The organism is Aureimonas phyllosphaerae, from assembly GCF_047943035.1.
In the GTDB taxonomy this organism is placed as follows: Bacteria; Pseudomonadota; Alphaproteobacteria; order Rhizobiales; family Rhizobiaceae; genus Aureimonas; species Aureimonas phyllosphaerae.
Genome location: NZ_CP181348.1, coordinates 4,051,350 through 4,068,237, shown reverse-complemented (window position 1 = coordinate 4,068,237; position 16,888 = coordinate 4,051,350). Strand labels below are relative to the sequence as shown.

Annotated in this window: 16 protein-coding genes; 7 read left to right on the top strand and 9 right to left on the bottom strand. The window is 68.3% G+C overall.

What is annotated here, in order from left to right; genetic code table 11:
* Positions 1–93: 93 nt before the first annotated feature.
* Positions 94–327: a hypothetical protein gene (locus ACLNGM_RS19460; protein WP_416356202.1), complete on the bottom strand. Its 234-nt coding sequence runs from the start codon at positions 325–327 to the stop codon at positions 94–96.
* A gap of 331 nt (positions 328–658) precedes the next feature.
* On the opposite strand from ACLNGM_RS19460, the gene ACLNGM_RS19455 reads away from it, so the two are divergent.
* Positions 659–3,202, top strand: coding sequence for a PAS domain S-box protein (locus ACLNGM_RS19455; RefSeq protein WP_416358497.1), 2,544 nt, complete (start codon positions 659–661; stop codon positions 3,200–3,202).
* 145 nt (positions 3,203–3,347) lie between these two features.
* Positions 3,348–4,103, top strand: a complete 756-nt coding sequence (locus tag ACLNGM_RS19450) for a GntR family transcriptional regulator (protein WP_416356201.1) — start codon at positions 3,348–3,350, stop codon at positions 4,101–4,103.
* Between the two features lie 5 nt (positions 4,104–4,108).
* On the opposite strand, the gene ACLNGM_RS19445 is transcribed toward ACLNGM_RS19450, so the two are convergent.
* A complete protein-coding gene (locus ACLNGM_RS19445; protein ID WP_416358496.1) occupies positions 4,109–4,477 on the bottom strand; it encodes a nuclear transport factor 2 family protein in 369 nt (122 codons plus the stop codon).
* 203 nt (positions 4,478–4,680) lie between these two features.
* On the opposite strand from ACLNGM_RS19445, the gene ACLNGM_RS19440 reads away from it, so the two are divergent.
* The 5 genes from ACLNGM_RS19440 to hydA all read left to right on the top strand — a co-directional run bounded on the left by ACLNGM_RS19440 (position 4,681) and on the right by hydA (position 9,631).
* Positions 4,681–5,466 (top strand): transporter substrate-binding domain-containing protein, encoded by a 786-nt coding sequence (locus ACLNGM_RS19440; RefSeq protein ID WP_416356200.1) that lies wholly within the window; start codon positions 4,681–4,683, stop codon positions 5,464–5,466.
* Positions 5,467–5,540: 74 nt separating this feature from the next.
* Positions 5,541–6,215, top strand: coding sequence for an amino acid ABC transporter permease (locus tag ACLNGM_RS19435; protein ID WP_090958751.1), 675 nt, complete (start codon positions 5,541–5,543; stop codon positions 6,213–6,215).
* Position 6,216: 1 nt separating this feature from the next.
* Positions 6,217–6,969, top strand: coding sequence for an amino acid ABC transporter ATP-binding protein (locus ACLNGM_RS19430; RefSeq protein ID WP_416356199.1), 753 nt, complete (start codon positions 6,217–6,219; stop codon positions 6,967–6,969).
* Between the two features lie 47 nt (positions 6,970–7,016).
* Complete coding sequence (locus ACLNGM_RS19425) at positions 7,017–8,234, top strand: cysteine desulfurase-like protein (protein ID WP_416356198.1); 1,218 nt, start codon at positions 7,017–7,019, stop codon at positions 8,232–8,234.
* Positions 8,231–9,631, top strand: a complete 1,401-nt coding sequence (gene hydA, locus ACLNGM_RS19420; protein ID WP_416356197.1) for a dihydropyrimidinase — start codon at positions 8,231–8,233, stop codon at positions 9,629–9,631. Before ACLNGM_RS19425 ends, hydA begins: the two co-directional genes overlap by 4 nt.
* An 8-nt stretch (positions 9,632–9,639) precedes the next feature.
* Here the strand turns inward: hydA and ACLNGM_RS19415 are convergent, their stop codons facing one another.
* From ACLNGM_RS19415 to ACLNGM_RS19385, 7 genes are read right to left on the bottom strand one after another with little or no spacing between them, the layout of a single operon-like run.
* Positions 9,640–10,410, bottom strand: coding sequence for an SDR family oxidoreductase (locus ACLNGM_RS19415; RefSeq protein WP_416356196.1), 771 nt, complete (start codon positions 10,408–10,410; stop codon positions 9,640–9,642).
* Positions 10,410–11,333, bottom strand: coding sequence for a dihydrodipicolinate synthase family protein (locus tag ACLNGM_RS19410; RefSeq protein WP_416356195.1), 924 nt, complete (start codon positions 11,331–11,333; stop codon positions 10,410–10,412). Before ACLNGM_RS19410 ends, ACLNGM_RS19415 begins: the two co-directional genes overlap by 1 nt.
* Entirely contained in the window at positions 11,330–12,010 is a 681-nt protein-coding gene (locus ACLNGM_RS19405) for an aspartate/glutamate racemase family protein (protein WP_416356194.1), read from the bottom strand. Before ACLNGM_RS19405 ends, ACLNGM_RS19410 begins: the two co-directional genes overlap by 4 nt.
* Positions 12,007–13,470 (bottom strand): amidohydrolase family protein, encoded by a 1,464-nt coding sequence (locus tag ACLNGM_RS19400; protein ID WP_416356193.1) that lies wholly within the window; start codon positions 13,468–13,470, stop codon positions 12,007–12,009. Before ACLNGM_RS19400 ends, ACLNGM_RS19405 begins: the two co-directional genes overlap by 4 nt.
* On the bottom strand, positions 13,463–14,884 hold the full coding sequence (locus ACLNGM_RS19395; RefSeq protein ID WP_416356192.1) for an ABC transporter substrate-binding protein: 1,422 nt from the start codon (positions 14,882–14,884) through the stop codon (positions 13,463–13,465). Before ACLNGM_RS19395 ends, ACLNGM_RS19400 begins: the two co-directional genes overlap by 8 nt.
* Positions 14,881–15,894, bottom strand: coding sequence for an ABC transporter ATP-binding protein (locus ACLNGM_RS19390; RefSeq protein WP_416356191.1), 1,014 nt, complete (start codon positions 15,892–15,894; stop codon positions 14,881–14,883). Before ACLNGM_RS19390 ends, ACLNGM_RS19395 begins: the two co-directional genes overlap by 4 nt.
* Complete coding sequence (locus ACLNGM_RS19385) at positions 15,891–16,883, bottom strand: ABC transporter ATP-binding protein (RefSeq protein WP_416356190.1); 993 nt, start codon at positions 16,881–16,883, stop codon at positions 15,891–15,893. Before ACLNGM_RS19385 ends, ACLNGM_RS19390 begins: the two co-directional genes overlap by 4 nt.
* Between the last annotated feature and the right edge of the window lie 5 nt (positions 16,884–16,888).

Here is a 16,888-nt window from a genome sequence, read left to right as displayed (position 1 = left end):
GCAGGAAGCCGGGTCGCGTCGGCCTTTGCATCGACAGGAAAAGGTTGTGCGACAGGGCCTCTTGGGCAAGGGCCCGATGGCGCGCAGGCGCCGTCAATCGAAGGGGTGCGAAGTCTCGTGCGGCGAGGATGCGTCGGCCGCGAACGGATCGTAGGTGCCACGGCCGTTCAGGAGCCAAGCGGTCTGATGATCGAAGCCGTCCATCCAGTTGCTCCAGGTCTCGCTTTCGACCGGATGCGGGTTCTCGCTTCGATGCATGCCGTCCCGTGCCGCCTGGGCTCCGGCGTAAACCGCTTGCTTGCGCTCGGGGGAGGGAATGGATGTCATGGGCCTCGATCTCCTGGGCATCCGCTTTCGGGCGGCCGGGCGCCGGACGCTCGGCCCTTGGGCGGGCGTCGTTCCGGTCGCTCACGATCAGCGCACCGTGCGGTGACCGCGGCCCTCAGGTAGACTCGGGCCGTTGCCACGCTAGAGGCGACCGCATCAGGCCGGCTGATGCAGTTGGAGCGATCTTGGCCGCAGGGGCGAACGGTTCGGAGGCTCCGGTTGGCGCCGGCAACGAACATCAGATGGGTTCGCAGAGAGCATTAAAGCTCCTTTTCTGGTCATTGAAGGGCTGTTTCTGCGCACTCTTGCAGGTGACTGATGCAGGTTGATCATGACGGATCGGCCGGCAGGTCTTAGACAGGAAGCGAAAGGCCCAGGCGATTCTGTGCCGGGACGAGGATCGATTTTGCCTGCTGCCGTCGAAAAGGCCTCTCTGCAGAAGCTCGCCGAGACCGGCGGCGCTTGCGGAACCCTGATCGCTTCGCACGACTGGCGGGCCACGGCACTGGCCGACGCCGAGGCATGGACCCCGGCCCTTCGGACCTCGCTGTCCATCGTGCTGCGCTCGCCCGTTCCGATGGTCCTCCTCTGGGGACCTGAGGGTCTGTGCCTCTACAACGATGCCTTCTCCATCCTCGTCGGGGATCGGCATCCTGATCTTCTCGGCGCGAGTGTCCGCGATGCCGGGCTCGACGCGCTCGGGCTCGACGCCGAAACGATGGCGGGTGTGCTCGGCGGCAAGGCGCTGACCGGTCACGCGCGCGAACTGACGTTCCGCCGCGGCGGTGCGGTACGGCAGGTCTTCGTGGACCTCGGCTGTTCGCCGGTCGCGGGCGAGGACGAGGCACCAGCCGGTATCCTCTGCGTCGTGACGGACGTGACGGATCGTGTCCTCGCCGAGCGGCAGCGGGACGCGGCCGAGACGGTGCTGAAGGACAGCGAAGCCGAGTTCCGCCTAATGGTGGACACGGTTCCGCAGATCATCTGGATCGCGGATGCGAACGGGCAGATGGAGTTCCTCAGTCGGCAATTCTCAGAATACACCGGCGCGGGCTTTCGCTCGATGTCGCCGGGCGAGATCGCCGGTGCCTTCATCCATTCCGACGACGCGCCGCATGTCGTGGCGGCCTTCCGGAAGGCGCGTGACAACGACGAAGCCCACTTCTCCGAGCATCGGATCCTGTCCGCTGCGGGCGAGTATCGGTGGTTCCTCGACCGCGCGCACTCGTACCGCGACCGACATACCGGCGAGGTCACACGCTGGTTCGGCGCATCGGTCGACATCCACGACCGACGGCTCGCCGAAGAGGGCTTGCGCGAGCTGAACGCAAATCTCGAAGAGCGGGTCGCCGAGCGAACGGCCGAGCGCAATCTTCTGGGTGCCATCGTCGAGCATACCGACGTCATGGTGATGGCGGTTGATCTCGACTACAACATCCTCGCGATCAACGCCGCCAATGCCGACGAGTTCGAGCGCGTGTTCGGCATCCGGCCGAAGGCGGGCGATAACATTCTCGCCCATCTGGCCGACCGTCCGGAACAGCAGGCCGAGGTGCGCGCGGGATGGGCGCGGGGCCTCGGCGGCGAGCCCGTGACCTTCATCGAGGAATTCGGCGATCCGGAACGAGCACGGCCCTACTACGAGGTCACCTTCCGTCCGCTCCACGACGCCGAAGGAGCGCTCATCGGTTGCTACCAGTTCGTCGCCGACGTGACCGACCGCCTGCGGCGGGAGGCGGAACTGGTCGAGGCGCAGAGCGCGCTGCGCCAGAGCCAGAAGCTGGAGGCGATCGGCCAGCTGACCGGTGGCGTCGCCCACGACTTCAACAACCTTCTGATGGCAATCCTCGGCAACCTCGAGCTTCTGCGCAAGCACCTGCCCGCCGATCCGCGTACCGCCCGGCTGATCGATGGTGCCGTCCTCGGCGCGCAGCGTGGGACCGCCCTGACGCAGCGCCTTCTCGCCTTTGCGCGCCGCCAGGACCTGTCGGTGGAGCCGCGCGACCTGTCTGAGATCGTCAACGGGATGGTCGATCTTCTCGAGCAGTCGATCGGTAGCGGCATCGAGCTCGCCATCTCGCATCCGGCGGAAGCGCCGATCGCCCTTGTCGACGCCAACCAGATGGAACTCGCGATCCTGAACCTTGCTGTCAACGCACGCGACGCCATGCCGAACGGCGGACAGCTCATGCTCGAAATTGATCATGCGGCAGGCGACGGCGATCTGGTGCCGGGCGACTACGTTCGCGTGGTGATGACCGACACGGGCCAGGGCATGGACGACGAGACGCTGAAGAAGGCGACCGAGCCGTTCTTCTCCACCAAGGGCGTCGGCAAGGGCACGGGGCTCGGTCTGTCGATGATCCACGGACTGGCAAGCCAGCTGCAGGGAACGCTGCGACTGTCGAGCGTCGTGGGGGAGGGCACGCGCGCCGAACTCTGGCTGCCCAGAGCGAGCAGGGACGCGGCGCCCATCGTCGTTGCCGTGGCGGAGCCGATCATCGTCGAGCCCGGCGAGTTGCCGCCCGCCCGTATTCTGGTGGTCGACGACGACATGCTCGTTTCCATGAGCACGGTCGACATGCTGCGCGACCTCGGCCACGACGTGCTGGAAGCCGCCTCCGGCGCCGAAGCGCTGGAGATCCTGGCGCAGGACGGGCCCTTCGACCTGATGATCACCGACTATGCTATGCCTCGCATGAACGGGGCCGAGCTTGCCCGGGCCGCACGCGGCAGCTACCCCCGCCTGCCGATCCTCCTTGCGACCGGCAACGCCGAAATGCCGGCCGACGAGCGCCTCGATCTGCCGCGCCTCGGCAAGCCCTACAACCAAAGCCAGCTGGCAACGCAGCTTCACCGCCTGCTGCGCGGCTGACGGGCTTGCGCATGCGCATGCAGTCGATGCATCATCCTGCATGCAGTTGAGGTGAGGGATCACCGCCTGTTGAGGCGCGGCCGATCTTCTCCGCATCGGTGCGCGGTGGTAGGTCGATGCCAGGAACTTTGAAAGAGAGCGCTGCGTGACAGGGGAATTGCCGGCGAGTGACGACGGGGCGGCGAGCGACCGCGCATCGGTGATCTGTCGCGCCATCCGGCGCGCGATCCTGGAGCGGGCTCTGGCGCCCGGCGACAAGCTCCCGGAAGACCAGCTCGGCGAGCGCTTCGGGGTCAGCCGCACGCTGGCGCGTCATGCGCTTGGACAACTCGCCTCCGAAGGGCTCGTGGAGTTGCGGCGCAACCGGATCGCGGTGGTGGCGACGCCGTCCTTCGAGGACGCGCGCGACGAGTTCGACATCCGCATTGAGCTGGAGCGGCTGGTGGTTCGCCGCCTCGCCGGACGGCTGACGCAGCGGCAGATCGCCGAGCTTTCCGCGCATGTCGATGCCGAGGAGGGCGCGAAGGGCGGCTCGGAGGCGGCGTCGCTGCGGCTGGCCACCGAGTTCCACGTGCGCCTCGCCGAGATGACGGGGCGGCCGACCCTATCGCGCTACGTGCGCGAGACCGCCTACCGCTCCTGCCTGTCGCTCGCGACCTTCGGCCGCCCGCATTCATCGGAGTGCGCTGTGTCCGAGCATCGCGAGGTGCTGAAGGCGCTGGAGAGCGGCAACGAGGCGAGGGCAGGCGAATTGATGGCGCACCACCTCGACCAGGTGGCGCAGCGCGCGCTCCTCAAGGCGCCGGAAGCGCGCGGCGATCTCATGGATATTCTGGCCCCTTACGCGCAGCTCGAGCCGACCGCGCCACGACGCCGCCGCAAGCAGTCCGCTGACGGCTGAGCCGTTCAGCGCCGGAGCGAGGGGTCGAGGATCCACTCGGCGCTGTCGTTCCAGACGTCCATTCGCGTGATCCGTCCATCGACGACCTCGAAGCGATCGACGTAACGATTGTCGTCGAAGGGCGTGCCGTCGGGCCATTCCCCGTAGAGCTTGCCGATCGAATAGACGACGGTCGCGTCCGGGCCCGGTGCCACGTCGAACCGCTCCATCCGCTTCTTCACCCACTTATAGCGCCCGGCGTTGACGGCGGTCGGCCCGCTCGGGTGATCGAAGACGCGTCCGCCAGTGAAGGTGATGACGCAGCCCGGCGCCGTGAAGGTGGCCGCCCGGTCCGGATCCGGGACCATGGAGGCTTCCAGGTACTCGCGCACCATGTCGGCGTCGCCCTGAGCCCCTGCCGAAGAACCTGTATGCAATTTCGCATCCATCCCGTTTTTTCCTCTTTTCAAAACTCCATGCAGTCCATACCATTGACCAATGGAGTGCAATGCGGGGCGCTGAACAAATTTTGCGCAAGGCCCGGCGATGCGTCCATGCGCCGACGCCCCAACCCTGATCCAGTCTCGAAGGAGCCGACATGACCCGCTTCAAACTGGCCGCCCTGGCAGCCGCCCTCCTGGCCTTCGCCGCGCCCGCCAGCGCCAAGTCGCTGACCGTCGGCGCCAACATCGGCAACGTCCCCTGGGAGTTTCAGGACGAGAAGTCCGAGACCGTCGGCTTCGAGGTCGATCTGGTGCGCGAAGCTGCGAAGCGCATGGGCTACGACGACGTGACCTTCGAGAACATTCCCTTCAACGGCCTGTTCTCCGCCGTGCAGTCGGGCCGCATCGATGCCGCGATCTCCTCGATCACCATCACCAAGAAGCGACTGGAAATGGTCTCCTTCGCACAGCCCTACTACGACAGCGACCAGTCGCTCTCGGTCCTGAAGGACTCCGGGATTGCCGGCCTGTCGGGCCTGAAGGGCAAGGTCGTCGGCGTCGACACGGGTTCCACCGGCGACATCTACGCCACGCAGCACGAGAAGGACCTCGGCCTCTCCGAGATCCGCCGCTTCGAAGGCCTCGCGCCCGCCATGCTCGACCTCGCAGCCGGCCGCATCGACGGCTACATCTCCGACATTCCCGCCGTCGCCTACTACATCAAGGACAAGCCGCAATACGCCGTCGTCGAGCGCATCCCGACCGGCGAGCAGTATTCGGTCATGTTCGCCAAGGATTCGCCGCTCGTCGCCGAGGCCACCAAGGCGATCACCGAGATGAAGAACGACGGCTTCCTTGCCAAGATCCACGAGAAGTGGTTCGGCTCCAAGCCCGACGCGTCGACCTCGACGGCCAAGGTCCTCGAAGCGCCCAAGCTCTGACGCGCCCCTCCGACTGATCTGCGGATGCGGCGCGACCGGCGCCGCATCCATCCCACCCCGTCGCAGGGCTCGGCATGGACATCGTCACAACCTTCTTTAACGTCGACGTCCTCTGGCGCTCGATGCCCCAACTCCTCCAGGGGCTCTGGCGCACGATCCTCCTCGGCGGCCTCTCGATCATTCTCGGCCTCGTCGGGGGCCTCGCGCTGGCGCTGGTGCGCCTCTATGCCCCGCGCCCGCTCCGCTGGCTGTCCATCGCCTATATCGACGTGTTCCGGGCGCTGCCCGTCCTCGTGTGGCTGGTGATCGTCTATTACGCCTTTCCCTTCATCGGCATCCGCCTGTCGCCTTTCGCCTCCGCATGCCTCGCGCTGACGACGGTCTCGGCGGCCTACACGGCCGAGATCTACCGCGCCGGCATCGAGGCGATCCCGCGCGGCCAGTTCGAGGCGGCCCAGTCGATCGGTCTCAACGCCTTCGACGTGATGCGCGACGTCATCCTGCCGCAGGCCGTGCGGATCGTGATCCCGCCGCTCACCAACAATTCCATCAACGTCATGAAGGACACGGCGCTCGCCTCGGTGGTCGCGCTGCCGGACCTTCTGAAGCAGGCGACGCAGGCGCAGGCGCTGGCGGCCAACCCGACGCCGCTGATCGGCGCGGCGCTTCTCTATCTCGTTCTGCTTCTGCCGCTGGTGCGCCTCGTCGCCCGCTTCGAGACCCGCTATTCCAGCCGGGAGGCCCGCTGACATGGCCCCGACACCGTCCGCCGAGCCGATCATCCGCATGCGCGGCGTCCAGAAGCGCTACGGCCATTTCACCGCCTTGAAGGGCGTCGACCTCGATGTCGCAGCCGGCGAGGTCGTGGTGCTCCTTGGGCCCTCGGGGTCGGGCAAGTCGACGCTGATCCGCTGCATCAATCATCTTGAGGAATACGACGCGGGCGACGTGTTCGTCGGCGGCGTGCGCGTCGAGCGGGGGCGCAACCTCCTGAAGGTCCGCCAGCAGACCGGCATGGTGTTCCAGGCCTTCAACCTCTTCCCGAACCTTTCGGTGCTCGACAACGTGGCGCTCGGCCCGGTGCGGGTGAAGAAGCTGAGCTGGGACGAGAGCCGCGCCAAGGCGAGGACGCTTTTGACCCGCGTCGGCATCGGCGCGCAGGCCGAGAAGTTCCCGACACAGCTCTCCGGCGGCCAGCAGCAGCGCGTCGGTATCGCGCGCGCGCTCGCCATGGAGCCCCGCATCCTACTCTTCGACGAGCCGACCTCGGCGCTCGACCCCGAGATGGTCGGCGAGGTGCTCGACGTCATCAAGGGTCTTGCCCATTCCGGCGTCACGCTCGTTCTCGTGACCCACGAGATGGGCTTCGCGCGGCAGGTCGCCGACCGCATCGTCTTCATGGAGGACGGCGAGATCCGGGAGGTCTCGACGCCCGACGTGTTCTTCTCCTCGACCCGCAACGAACGCGCCCGCGCCTTCCTCGACGCGGTGCTCAACCACTGATTCCACCAGACAGGCGCGGGGTGGACGCGCCAGCAAGGCCAGGCAGCATGACCCTCGATCTCGATTTCGTCCGCGCCCAGTTTCCGGCGCTCAAGGGCGAGTGGACCTTCATGGACAACGCCGGCGGCAGCCAGGTGCTGCGCACCGTCGCCGAGCGCGTGTCCGACTACCTCCTGACGACCAACGTCCAGACCGGCGCGAGCTACGAGCCGAGCCGGATCTCGACGGCGCGCGTCTCGCAGTCGCGCGAAGCCTTCGCGCGCTTCATGAACTGCGATCCGGGCGAGATCGTCGAAGGGGCCTCGACTACGATCCTGATCCGCTTCTTGTCGGAGGCGATGACGGGCCGCCTCGAGCCCGGCGACGAGATCATCCTCACCAACACCGACCACGAGGCCAATATCGGCCCCTGGCTGAAACATGAGGCGCGCGGCATCAAGATCCGCTGGTGGCGTTGCAATCCGGAGACCTACGAGCTCGACCTCGAGGACCTCAAGGGGCTGATGAACGAGCGCACCAAGCTCGTCTGCGTCACCCACGCCTCGAACATCCTCGGCACGATCAACCCGATCCGCGAGATCGCCGACATTGCGCATGCCGGCGGCGCCGAGCTCTGCGTCGATGCCGTCGCCTACGCGCCGCACCGCGCGATCGACGTGAAGGCGCTCGACGCCGACTACTATATCTTCAGCGTCTACAAGGTGTTCGGACCGCACCACGCGGTGATGTTCGGCAAGCGCGAGAAGCTGCTCGCGCTCGACAACATCTACCACTACTTCTTCGACAAGAGCCGCGTGCCCCACAAGCTGGAGCCCGGCAACATCAACTACGAGTGCGCCTGGGGCTCGATCGGCGCCGTCGACTATGTCGAGGAACTCGGGCGGCGCGCCGGAGCCGGCGAGGGGCGCGGCGCGATCGAGGCGGGCTTTGCCGCGATCGCCGAGCAGGAACGGGTGGTGACCGAACGCCTGATGGACTTTCTCTGCAGCCGCAACTCGGTGCGCATCATCGGCCGGACCTCGTCGGAGATCGCCGACCGCGTTTCGACCGTCTCCTTCACGGCAGGTGAGCAAAGCTCGCGCGAGATTGTGGAAGCGGTGGACAAGGCCAGGATCGGCATCCGGTACGGCGACTTTTACGCCAAGCGCATCGTCGAGGAGCACGGCCTGACGAAGACCGACGGCGTCGTTCGCGTCTCAATGATCCACTACAACACGCTGGACGAGGTCGATCGCCTGATCGCGGCGCTGGAGCCGGCCCTTTGAGCGCCGCCTTCGACCTCGTGATCAGGGGGGGCACCGTTGCAACCGCCTCCGACACCTTCCTCGCCGACGTCGGCATCCGCGACGGGCGGATCGTTCAGATCGGCGAGACGCTGCCGGCCGGAGCAGAGGAGATCGACGCGCGCGGCCGCTTCGTGCTGCCGGGCGGCATTGACAGCCATGTCCACCTCTCGCAGCCGTCGGGCGAGGGGATCGTCATGGCCGACGACTTCGAGAGCGGCACGCGCTCGGCGCTGTTCGGCGGCAACACGACGGTTCTGCCCTTCTGCCTGCAGGAGAAGGGCCAGTCGCTGCGCGAGGCGCTGACGGCCTACCACGCGCTGGCAGAGGGCAACTGCTACACCGACCACTCCTTCCACATGATCATCTCGGACCCGACCGCGTCGATCCTCGGCCAGGAACTGCCGGCGCTGGTCGCCGACGGCTACACCTCGTTCAAGGTCTTCATGACCTATGAGGGGCTGCGGCTGAACGATGCCGAGATCCTGGATACGTTGGACGTCGCCCGGCGCACCGGGGCGCTCGTCATGGTCCACTGCGAGAACGAGGACGCGATCCGCTACCTCATCGGGCGGCACGAGGCGGAGGGCGACGTCGCGCCGCGCGCGCACGCCACGACGCGGCCGATCGTGGTGGAGCGCGAGGCGACGCACCGCGCCCTGTCGCTCGCCGAGGTGGTCGACGTGCCGGTGGTCATCGTCCACGTCTCCAACGGCCCGGCGATCGACGAAATCCGCGCGGCGCGCGCGCGCGGGCGCAAGGTGATCGGCGAGACCTGCCCGCAATATCTCATGCTCACCGCCGACGATCTCGAGGGCATGGACTGGGAGGGCGCGAAATTCGTCTGCTCGCCGCCGCCGCGCGACGCGGCCAGCCAGGAGGATTGCTGGCGCGGGCTGGAGACAGGCGTCTTCGACCTTTTCTCATCCGACCACTGCCCGTTCCGCTACGACGACCCCGCCGGCAAGCTGAACCCGAAGGGCAAGACGAGCTTCCGGCACATCCCGAACGGCATTCCGGGCGTCGAGACGCGCCTGCCGATCCTCTTCTCGGAAGGGGTGATGAAGGGGCGGATCGACCTTTCGCGCTTCGTGGCGCTGACCGCTACCAACCATGCCAAGGTCTACGGCCTCGAGCGAAAGGGGCGCATCGCGGTCGGCATGGATGCCGACATCGCGATCTGGGACCCCGAGGCCCGGCGCACCATCCGCCACGCCGATCTCCACGACGGGGCCGACTACAGTCCCTACGAGGGGATCGAGATCCAGGGCTGGCCGACGACGGTCGTCCTCGGCGGCAAGGTCATGGTGCAGGATGGCGAGCTGACCGGAGCCAAGGGCGACGGACGCTACCGCGCCCGCGCCCTGCCCAAGGTCTGAAGACCGCCTCAGACGGCGCGCGTCGCCCCGCCGTCGACACGCAGCTTGGTGCCCGTGATGTAGGACGCCTGGTTCGAGGCGAGGAAGACCACGGCCGCCGCGAACTCCTCGGGGCGGCCGTAGCGCCCGGCGGGGATCGCGGCGATCGAGGCCTTCTGGACGGCCTCGACGCTCGATCCGGAGCGGGCGGCGTTGGCCGCGTCGAGTTCGGCGAGCCGCGTCGTCTCGATCCGGCCCGGCAGCACCACATTGACGGTCACGCCGTCGCCCGCCACCTCGGCCGCCAGCGTCTTCGACCAGCCGAGGACGGCGGCGCGGATGCCGTTGGACAGGGCAAGGTTCGGGATCGGCTGTTCGACGCCCGACGAGGCGACCGTGACGATGCGGCCGAAGCCGCGCTCGCGCATCGGCGGCAGCAGTCGCCCTGTCAGGTGAAAGAGGTTGGCGGCCATCGTTTCGAACTGGCGGAGCCAGTCGCCGCGCGCCATGCCCGCCGCGGGGCCGGGCGGAGGACCACCGGAATTGTTGACGAGGATATCGACGCCACCCTCGGCCAGCAGCCGCTCGGCGAGCGCGTCGATCGCCGCGATGTCCGAAAGGTCCGCCGAGACGGCCGTCAGGCCCGTCCTGCCACCACCCCAGGCCTCGATCGCCGCCGCATCGCGGGCGACCGCGGTGACCGCGACGCCTTCGTCGAGCAGCCCTTCGGCGATCGCACGGCCGAGGCCCCGGCTCGCGCCCATGACCAGCGCGCGGCGGCCGTTGATTCCGAGATCCATCAGTTCAGTTCCTTCAGTCGCTTGTCCTGCCGCGCGATGAGCCGCTCGATGTCGGCCACCGTCTGCGGTGTGAGGGTGCCGCCGGGCCGGCGCAGCGCGGCATTCGCGATGATGCCGCGGCGCGCCATCACGTATTTGCGCACCGCCAGCCCGACGCCCGGCTGCTGCTCGAAGCGAGCGAGCGGCAGATAGGCGTCGAAGAGGTCGTGCGCACGCTCGATCTCGCCGGCTTGCCTGTGACGGACGACGTCGACCATCATTTCGGGATAGGCGAAACCCGTCATTGCGCCATCCGCCCCGCGCCCCATCTCCTCGGGCAGGAACATGCCGCCGTTGCCGCACAGGATCGAGATGCGCCGGTCGAGCGAGCCCTCGGCCCGCAGCGCCGTGATCTTGTCGAGCCCCGGCCAATCCTCGTGCTTGAGGCAAACGCAGGTCGGCAGGTCGCGAACGATCCGGCGGATCACCGGCACCGACATCTGCACGTTGGTGACGAGGGGGAAGTCCTGCAGCACGAACGGCACGTCGCCGATGAACTCGGCGGCCTGATGGTAGTAGGTCACGATCTGGTCGTCGGTGCGCAGGGCGCCCGGCGGGGCGATCATCACGCCGGCTGCCCCGTCGTCCATCACCATCGTCGTCAAGGCCGCCATCTGCGCGAAGCCCGCCGCCGACACGCCGACCACCACCGGCACGCGGCCGGCGACGCGGGCGAGGATGCGCCGGACGATCGTTTGCGATTCCTCGATCGTCAGCTTCTGCGCCTCGCCCATCATGCCGAGCACGGTGAGGCCCGTGGCGCCGCAATCGAGGTAGAAGTCCACCATACGATCGGTGCTCTCGAGGTCCAGCGCCCCGTCGCTCTGGAACGGCGTCACGGCAATGACGTAGACGCCCTTTGCGCTCTCGTTCAGTCGCATCACCGGTTGTCTCCTTGGTTCTGTTGGGCGCGGGCCAGCGCCACGCGGCCGATGGCCATGGCGGCCGCGGCCTCGCAGGGTTCGATGACGGGTCGCCCGAGCGCGTCTTCCAACGCGGCACGAAAGCGGGTCATCCCGGCGCAGCCGAGGATCAGGACGTCGGCGCCGTGCGCGTTTCTCAAGGTTCGCCCGACCTCCTGAAGACGCCCGAAGGTCCGCGCCTCGTCGGCAAGGTCCGCGACGCCGAGTTCGAGGGGCAGGTCGGCGGCGAGCCGGTCCATGACGCCCATCGCGCCGAACATGCGCATGTGTCGGGGCACCGATCGCTGTAGGATCGACAGGACGCCGAACCGCTGGCCGACCGACATCGCGGTAAGGATCGCGCTTTCGGCGATGCCAAGCACCGGACGACGGCTCTGCTCACGCAGCGCGGCTAAGCCGGGATCTGAGAAGCAGGCGACGACGAAGGCGGAGGCTTCGTTCTCCAAAGCCGCCGCGCGCTTCAGGAGCGGGCCGACGACGCTGTCGACATGGGCTTGGGTCTCGATGCCTTTCGGCCCCTCGTCGAGCTGGATCGCGGCGATCGGCGCGGGGCTAAAGGCTCGCAGCGGCTCCATCGCCCGGTCGATGCCGGCCGTCACCACGTCGCTGGAGTTCGGGTTGACGACGAAGATGGTCACGGGCGATCGCCCTCCGCTCGCGTTTCGGGATAGCGCGCCCGGCCCCAGAAGCCGTCCGGCAGGCCCAGCATGTCCTCGGCGCCGATCCGCGCGATCATGCGCTCGGCCTCGCGTTGCGCGTCGGCCAGGACGCCGGCCATGTCGGTCCGCACCGGCCGGCCGTCGCGCAGCAGGATCTCGCCGCCGACCAGCACGGTGTCGACGTCGTTGCCGTTGGCGAAGTAGGCGACGCGGAAGGGCTCCATGTTGACGGGGTAGAGGTGCGGGCGCTGCATGTCGATCAGGATGAGATCCGCCGCCTTGCCGACCTCGAGCGAGCCGATCGTGTCGGCCATCCCGAGCGCCTCCGCGGCGTCGATCGTCACCATTTCGAGCGCCTTGCCCGGCGGCAGCACGGACGGGTCGCAAAAGTGCCGGCGATGGTAGTGCATGGCCTGTTGGATGTGGCGGAACATGTCGGCGGAGCGGTCGGGCGCCGTCGCGTCCGAGCCGATCGCGACGACCGTCCCGGCCTCCATCAGCTCGATCGCCGGGCAGCGGCCGAGGATCGAGGCGATGGCGCTCGGATTGTGGGCGATCCGCGTTGCGGTCTCGGCGCACAGTGCGATCTCGTCCCGGTCGATGTCGATGCAGTGCGAGAGAAGCGCATCGGGACCGAGGAGGCCGAGCGCGGCCGCACGGCGGATCGAGCCGCGCCAGTGCCCGTCCTGCGTGAAGAGGACGCCGTGCTCGCGCGAGGCCGCCCGCACGATCTTCGCCTGTCGCACGGCCTCCGCATAGTCGGCGGCCGGCATCGTCGTCTCGTGCTCGTCTCGCAGGACGGGATAGAGAAGTGCGAGGTTCACCGTCCCGCGTCCGTGCCAGTCCCGGATCAGGGTCCGGCAGGTCTCCATCTGCCGCTCGAAGGAGACGGGGTAGGGCGCGGCCCGGTCTTGCGCATCGCGGGTGGCGTAGGTTCGGGGATGCGGCGCGCGGGTCGGGCCGACGGCCACCACCGAGCGCGTGCCGATGTCCTTGGCGCCCTCGCAATGGGCCGCGCCGTAGGCGGGATCGTCCGTCCGCATGATCGTGTCGCCGCCGCCGAGCAGGGAGACGCCGCAGGTGACGCCGAAGCGCAGCCGCTCCATCGCGGCGAGCCGCGCCTCCGCGTACCAGAATTCCGGCGGCGAGGCCTGCGTGTAGACCTCGCCGCAGATCCGCTCCCAGTGGTCGCCGTCCTCCATGCCCATGGTCTTGATCAGGCCATGCCCGGCATGGGCGTGGACGTCGATGAGGCTCGGCATCATCACCTTGCCGGCGGCGTCGAGCGACGGGGCGCCGGGATGGGTGGCCTCGATTTCGGCGCGGGACCCGACGGCGACGATGCGTCCGGCCGCGATGGCCACGGCGCCGTCGGGAATGACGCGGCGTGTGCCGTCCATCGTGATGACGTATGCGCGGGAGACGACGAGATCAGCCATGGGCCACCTGCCGCAGGCGCATGACGTCGAGCACCGCGTCCTTCGGCAGGGCGAAGCCGGGATGATGGCCCCGAAGGCCGGTGACGCGGATCGGGTTGTAGAGCGTCAGCCAGGCGGGATCGTCTTGGAGGACGCGATAGGCCAGTCGATAGATCGCCGCGCGCGCCGCGTCGTCCGTCGAGCGGCGTCCCCGGTCGATCAGGTCTTCGACCTCCGCGTTGTGGTAGCCCTCCCACCAGGACCCTTCGACGCGGGCGTCGAGCTTCTCGACAAGGACACGGTAGGTCGAGAGCGGGCTCGAATCGAACACGGCGAGATCGCCGATCTCCTTGCGCCGCACCTGATGCGCGTAGGCTTCGCGGTCCTCGTGATAGGTCACGTCGAGCGCGACGCCGATCGCAGCCAGTTGTCGCCCCAGCGCCGCTGTCAGCCGGACCGCCTCGTCCGGCAGGCGAGTCGGGCAGGAGACGGTGAGCCGCAGCCCGTCGGGATGGCCGGCGTCCTCGAGGAGCGCCCGTGCGGCCGCCGGATCGCGCGCGGGTGCCGCTTCGTGTCCGGCCCCGAAATGGACGGGACTGATGAAGCCTTGGAGCGGCGTCGCGCCGGCGTCCATCACGTCGCGTACCAGCGCGTCGCGGTCGAGTGCGAGTGACAAGGCGCGGCGAAGGCGGGCGTCCCGCAGGGGGCCGCGAGCGGCGTTCATCAGGAAGATGATCGCAACGGGATTAAGCGTCTCCACCCGCGTCGTCTCGGTCCCGAGATCGGCGGCGTAGGGGAGATTGGTCGCGACGTCGGCCTTGCCCTCGCGAAGCGCCGCGGCACGAGCCCTCGCATCCGGCATCGCCTGAAACACGAGCGGCGGCAGACCCGCACCTGCCACCGGTCGCAGCCGCACCGACCCGTTGGACACCGCCTCGACCCGGTAGGGTCCGGTCCCGACAATGGCTGCGATATCGCCCGCATCCATTTTCGGAAGGCAGTCCGGCGAGGCGATAAAGCCCTGGACGAGGACGTCGAGCAGATCGGCCATCGGCTCGGCGAGATCGATCGAGAGGTCGAGCCCGTCGCCCGTGATGGCCGCATTCCCGAGATACTGACGCCAGACGGCCGGGGCGCCGAGCGTGTAGCCCTTGTCCTCGCGCGCCATCCGTTGGAGCGACTGCGCGACGGCCTGCGCATCGCAGCGGCTGCCGTCGTGGAACGATGCGCCGTCGCGGATCCGGAAGCGCCAGCGGCGGGCATCCGGCTCGACAGACCAGCGCTCGGCCAAGCCCGGTTTGAAGCCGTCGTCGCCGCGCCGGACCAGCGTCTCGCAGATCGCCGAGAGGATCGACAGGTCGTCCGCGGCGTCGGTGCAGTCGTGCGGATCGACGAGATCGGCCCGCCGCTGGAGGATGGTGACGGGCGGCGTCATGCTTGGTCCCTCTGTGGCTCGTCGGTCAGGTGGCAGGCGACGGACTGGCCGCCGACCTCGCGCATGGCGGGGCGCTCGGTTCTGCAGCGGTCGAAGGCGAGCGGGCACCGGGTGCGGAAGCAGCAGCCCTCGGGAAGGGACAGGGCGCTCGGCACTTCGCCCGTCAGCGGGATTTCCGCCTTCGCGCGCGTCGGATCGATGCTCGGCGCCGCCGAGAGGAGGGCGCGCGTGTAGGGGTGACGGGGGCTGTGGAACAGCGTATCGCGCGGGGCCAACTCGACGAGGAAGCCAAGATACATGACGCCGATCCGGTCGGCGATGTGGTGCACCACGGAGAGATCGTGGCTGATGAAGAGGTAGGCGAGCGCGAACTCGTCGCGCAGATCCATCATCAGGTTGAGGATCTGCGCCTGAACCGAGACGTCGAGGGCCGACACCGGCTCGTCGGCAATGATGAGGCCGGGATTGACCGAGAGCGCCCGCGCGATGCCGATCCGCTGGCGCTGACCGCCAGAGAACTGATGCGGGTAGCGCCCGGCGTGCTCGGCGTTGAGCCCGACCTTGGACAGGAGCGTCGCGACGCGCTCGGTGACCTCGCGTGGCGGCAGCGAACCTTGGGCGCGCAGCGGTTCGGCCACGATGTCGCGCACCTTCTGCCGCGGATTGAGCGAGGCGAAAGGATCCTGAAAGATCATCTGCATCTTGGAGCGGTGCGGCAGCAGCGCCGATTGGGGCAGGGCGGCGATGTCCTGGCCGTCGAGCCGGATCGCGCCCGCCGTCGGCTCGTAGATGCGCGCCACCGCCTTGGCGAGCGTCGATTTTCCGCAGCCGGACTCCCCGACGAGCGCCAGCACCTCGCCCTTGGCGATCTGGAAGCTGACGCCGTTGACGGCCTTGACGACCCGGTCCTCCAGCCGGACCCGCCCGCCCTTCAGGCTGATGCGCTCGAGGAGGCCGGGATTGAGGCTGAACTCCTGGCGCAGGCTGGAGACGTCGAGCATCGTCGTCATGCCGTGCCTCCGGCCGACAGGGGAAAATGACAGGCCGCAAGGCCCCCGCCGGGCTGCGGTGTCAGCTCAGGCTCGACGCTCGCGCACAGCGCCTGCGCGCGCGGGCAGCGGGCGCGGAAGGCGCAGCCTTTCGGCAGGTGGCGCACGTCGGGCACGGTGCCGGGGATCTGGCGCAATCGCGGCTGTCGATGGTCGGGATCGGGGATCGAGTCGATCAGCCCGCGGGTATAAGGGTGGGCGGGTGCTTCGAGGATCTGGCGGACCGGACCGGTCTCGACCACCCGGCCGCAATAGAGCACCGTCACCTTGTCGACCATTTCGGCGACCACCGCGAGGTCGTGTGTGACGAGGATCAGCGAGGCGCCCTGGTCGCGGATTTCCCGGCGCATGAGGCGGAGGATCTGCGCCTGGATGGTCACGTCGAGAGCGGTGGTCGGCTCGTCGGCGATGATGAGGCGCGGCTTGGCGAGGAGCGCGATGGCGATGACGACGCGCTGGCGCATGCCGCCGGAGAACTGGTGGGGGTAGCTGTCCAGCCGCTCGGCGGCGCGCGAGATGCCGTTGGCCTCCAGCATCTCGATGCAGCGGGCGCGGCGCGCCGTCTTGTCGAGATCGGTGTGAAGGCGCAGCATCTCGTCCATCTGCCGGCCGATCGTCTGGACCGGGTTGAGCGAGGTCATCGGGTCCTGGAAGATCATCGCGATCTCGCGCCCGCGGACCTCCCGCAGGCGCTTCTCCGACGCCTTGGCGAGGTCTTCGCCGCCAAACAGGATCTCGCCGCCCTCGATCCGTCCCGGCGGATCGATCAGGCCGAGCAGCGAAAAGCCGACGACGGACTTGCCGCCGCCCGACTCTCCGACGAGACCCATGATCTCGCCGGCGGCGAGGTCGAAGCTGACCCCGTTCACCGCCTTCACAGTGCCGGCGAACGTGTGGAACCAGGTACGCAGGTCACGCACCGACAGGAGAGGCTGGGGTGGGGAGTGCATGACCA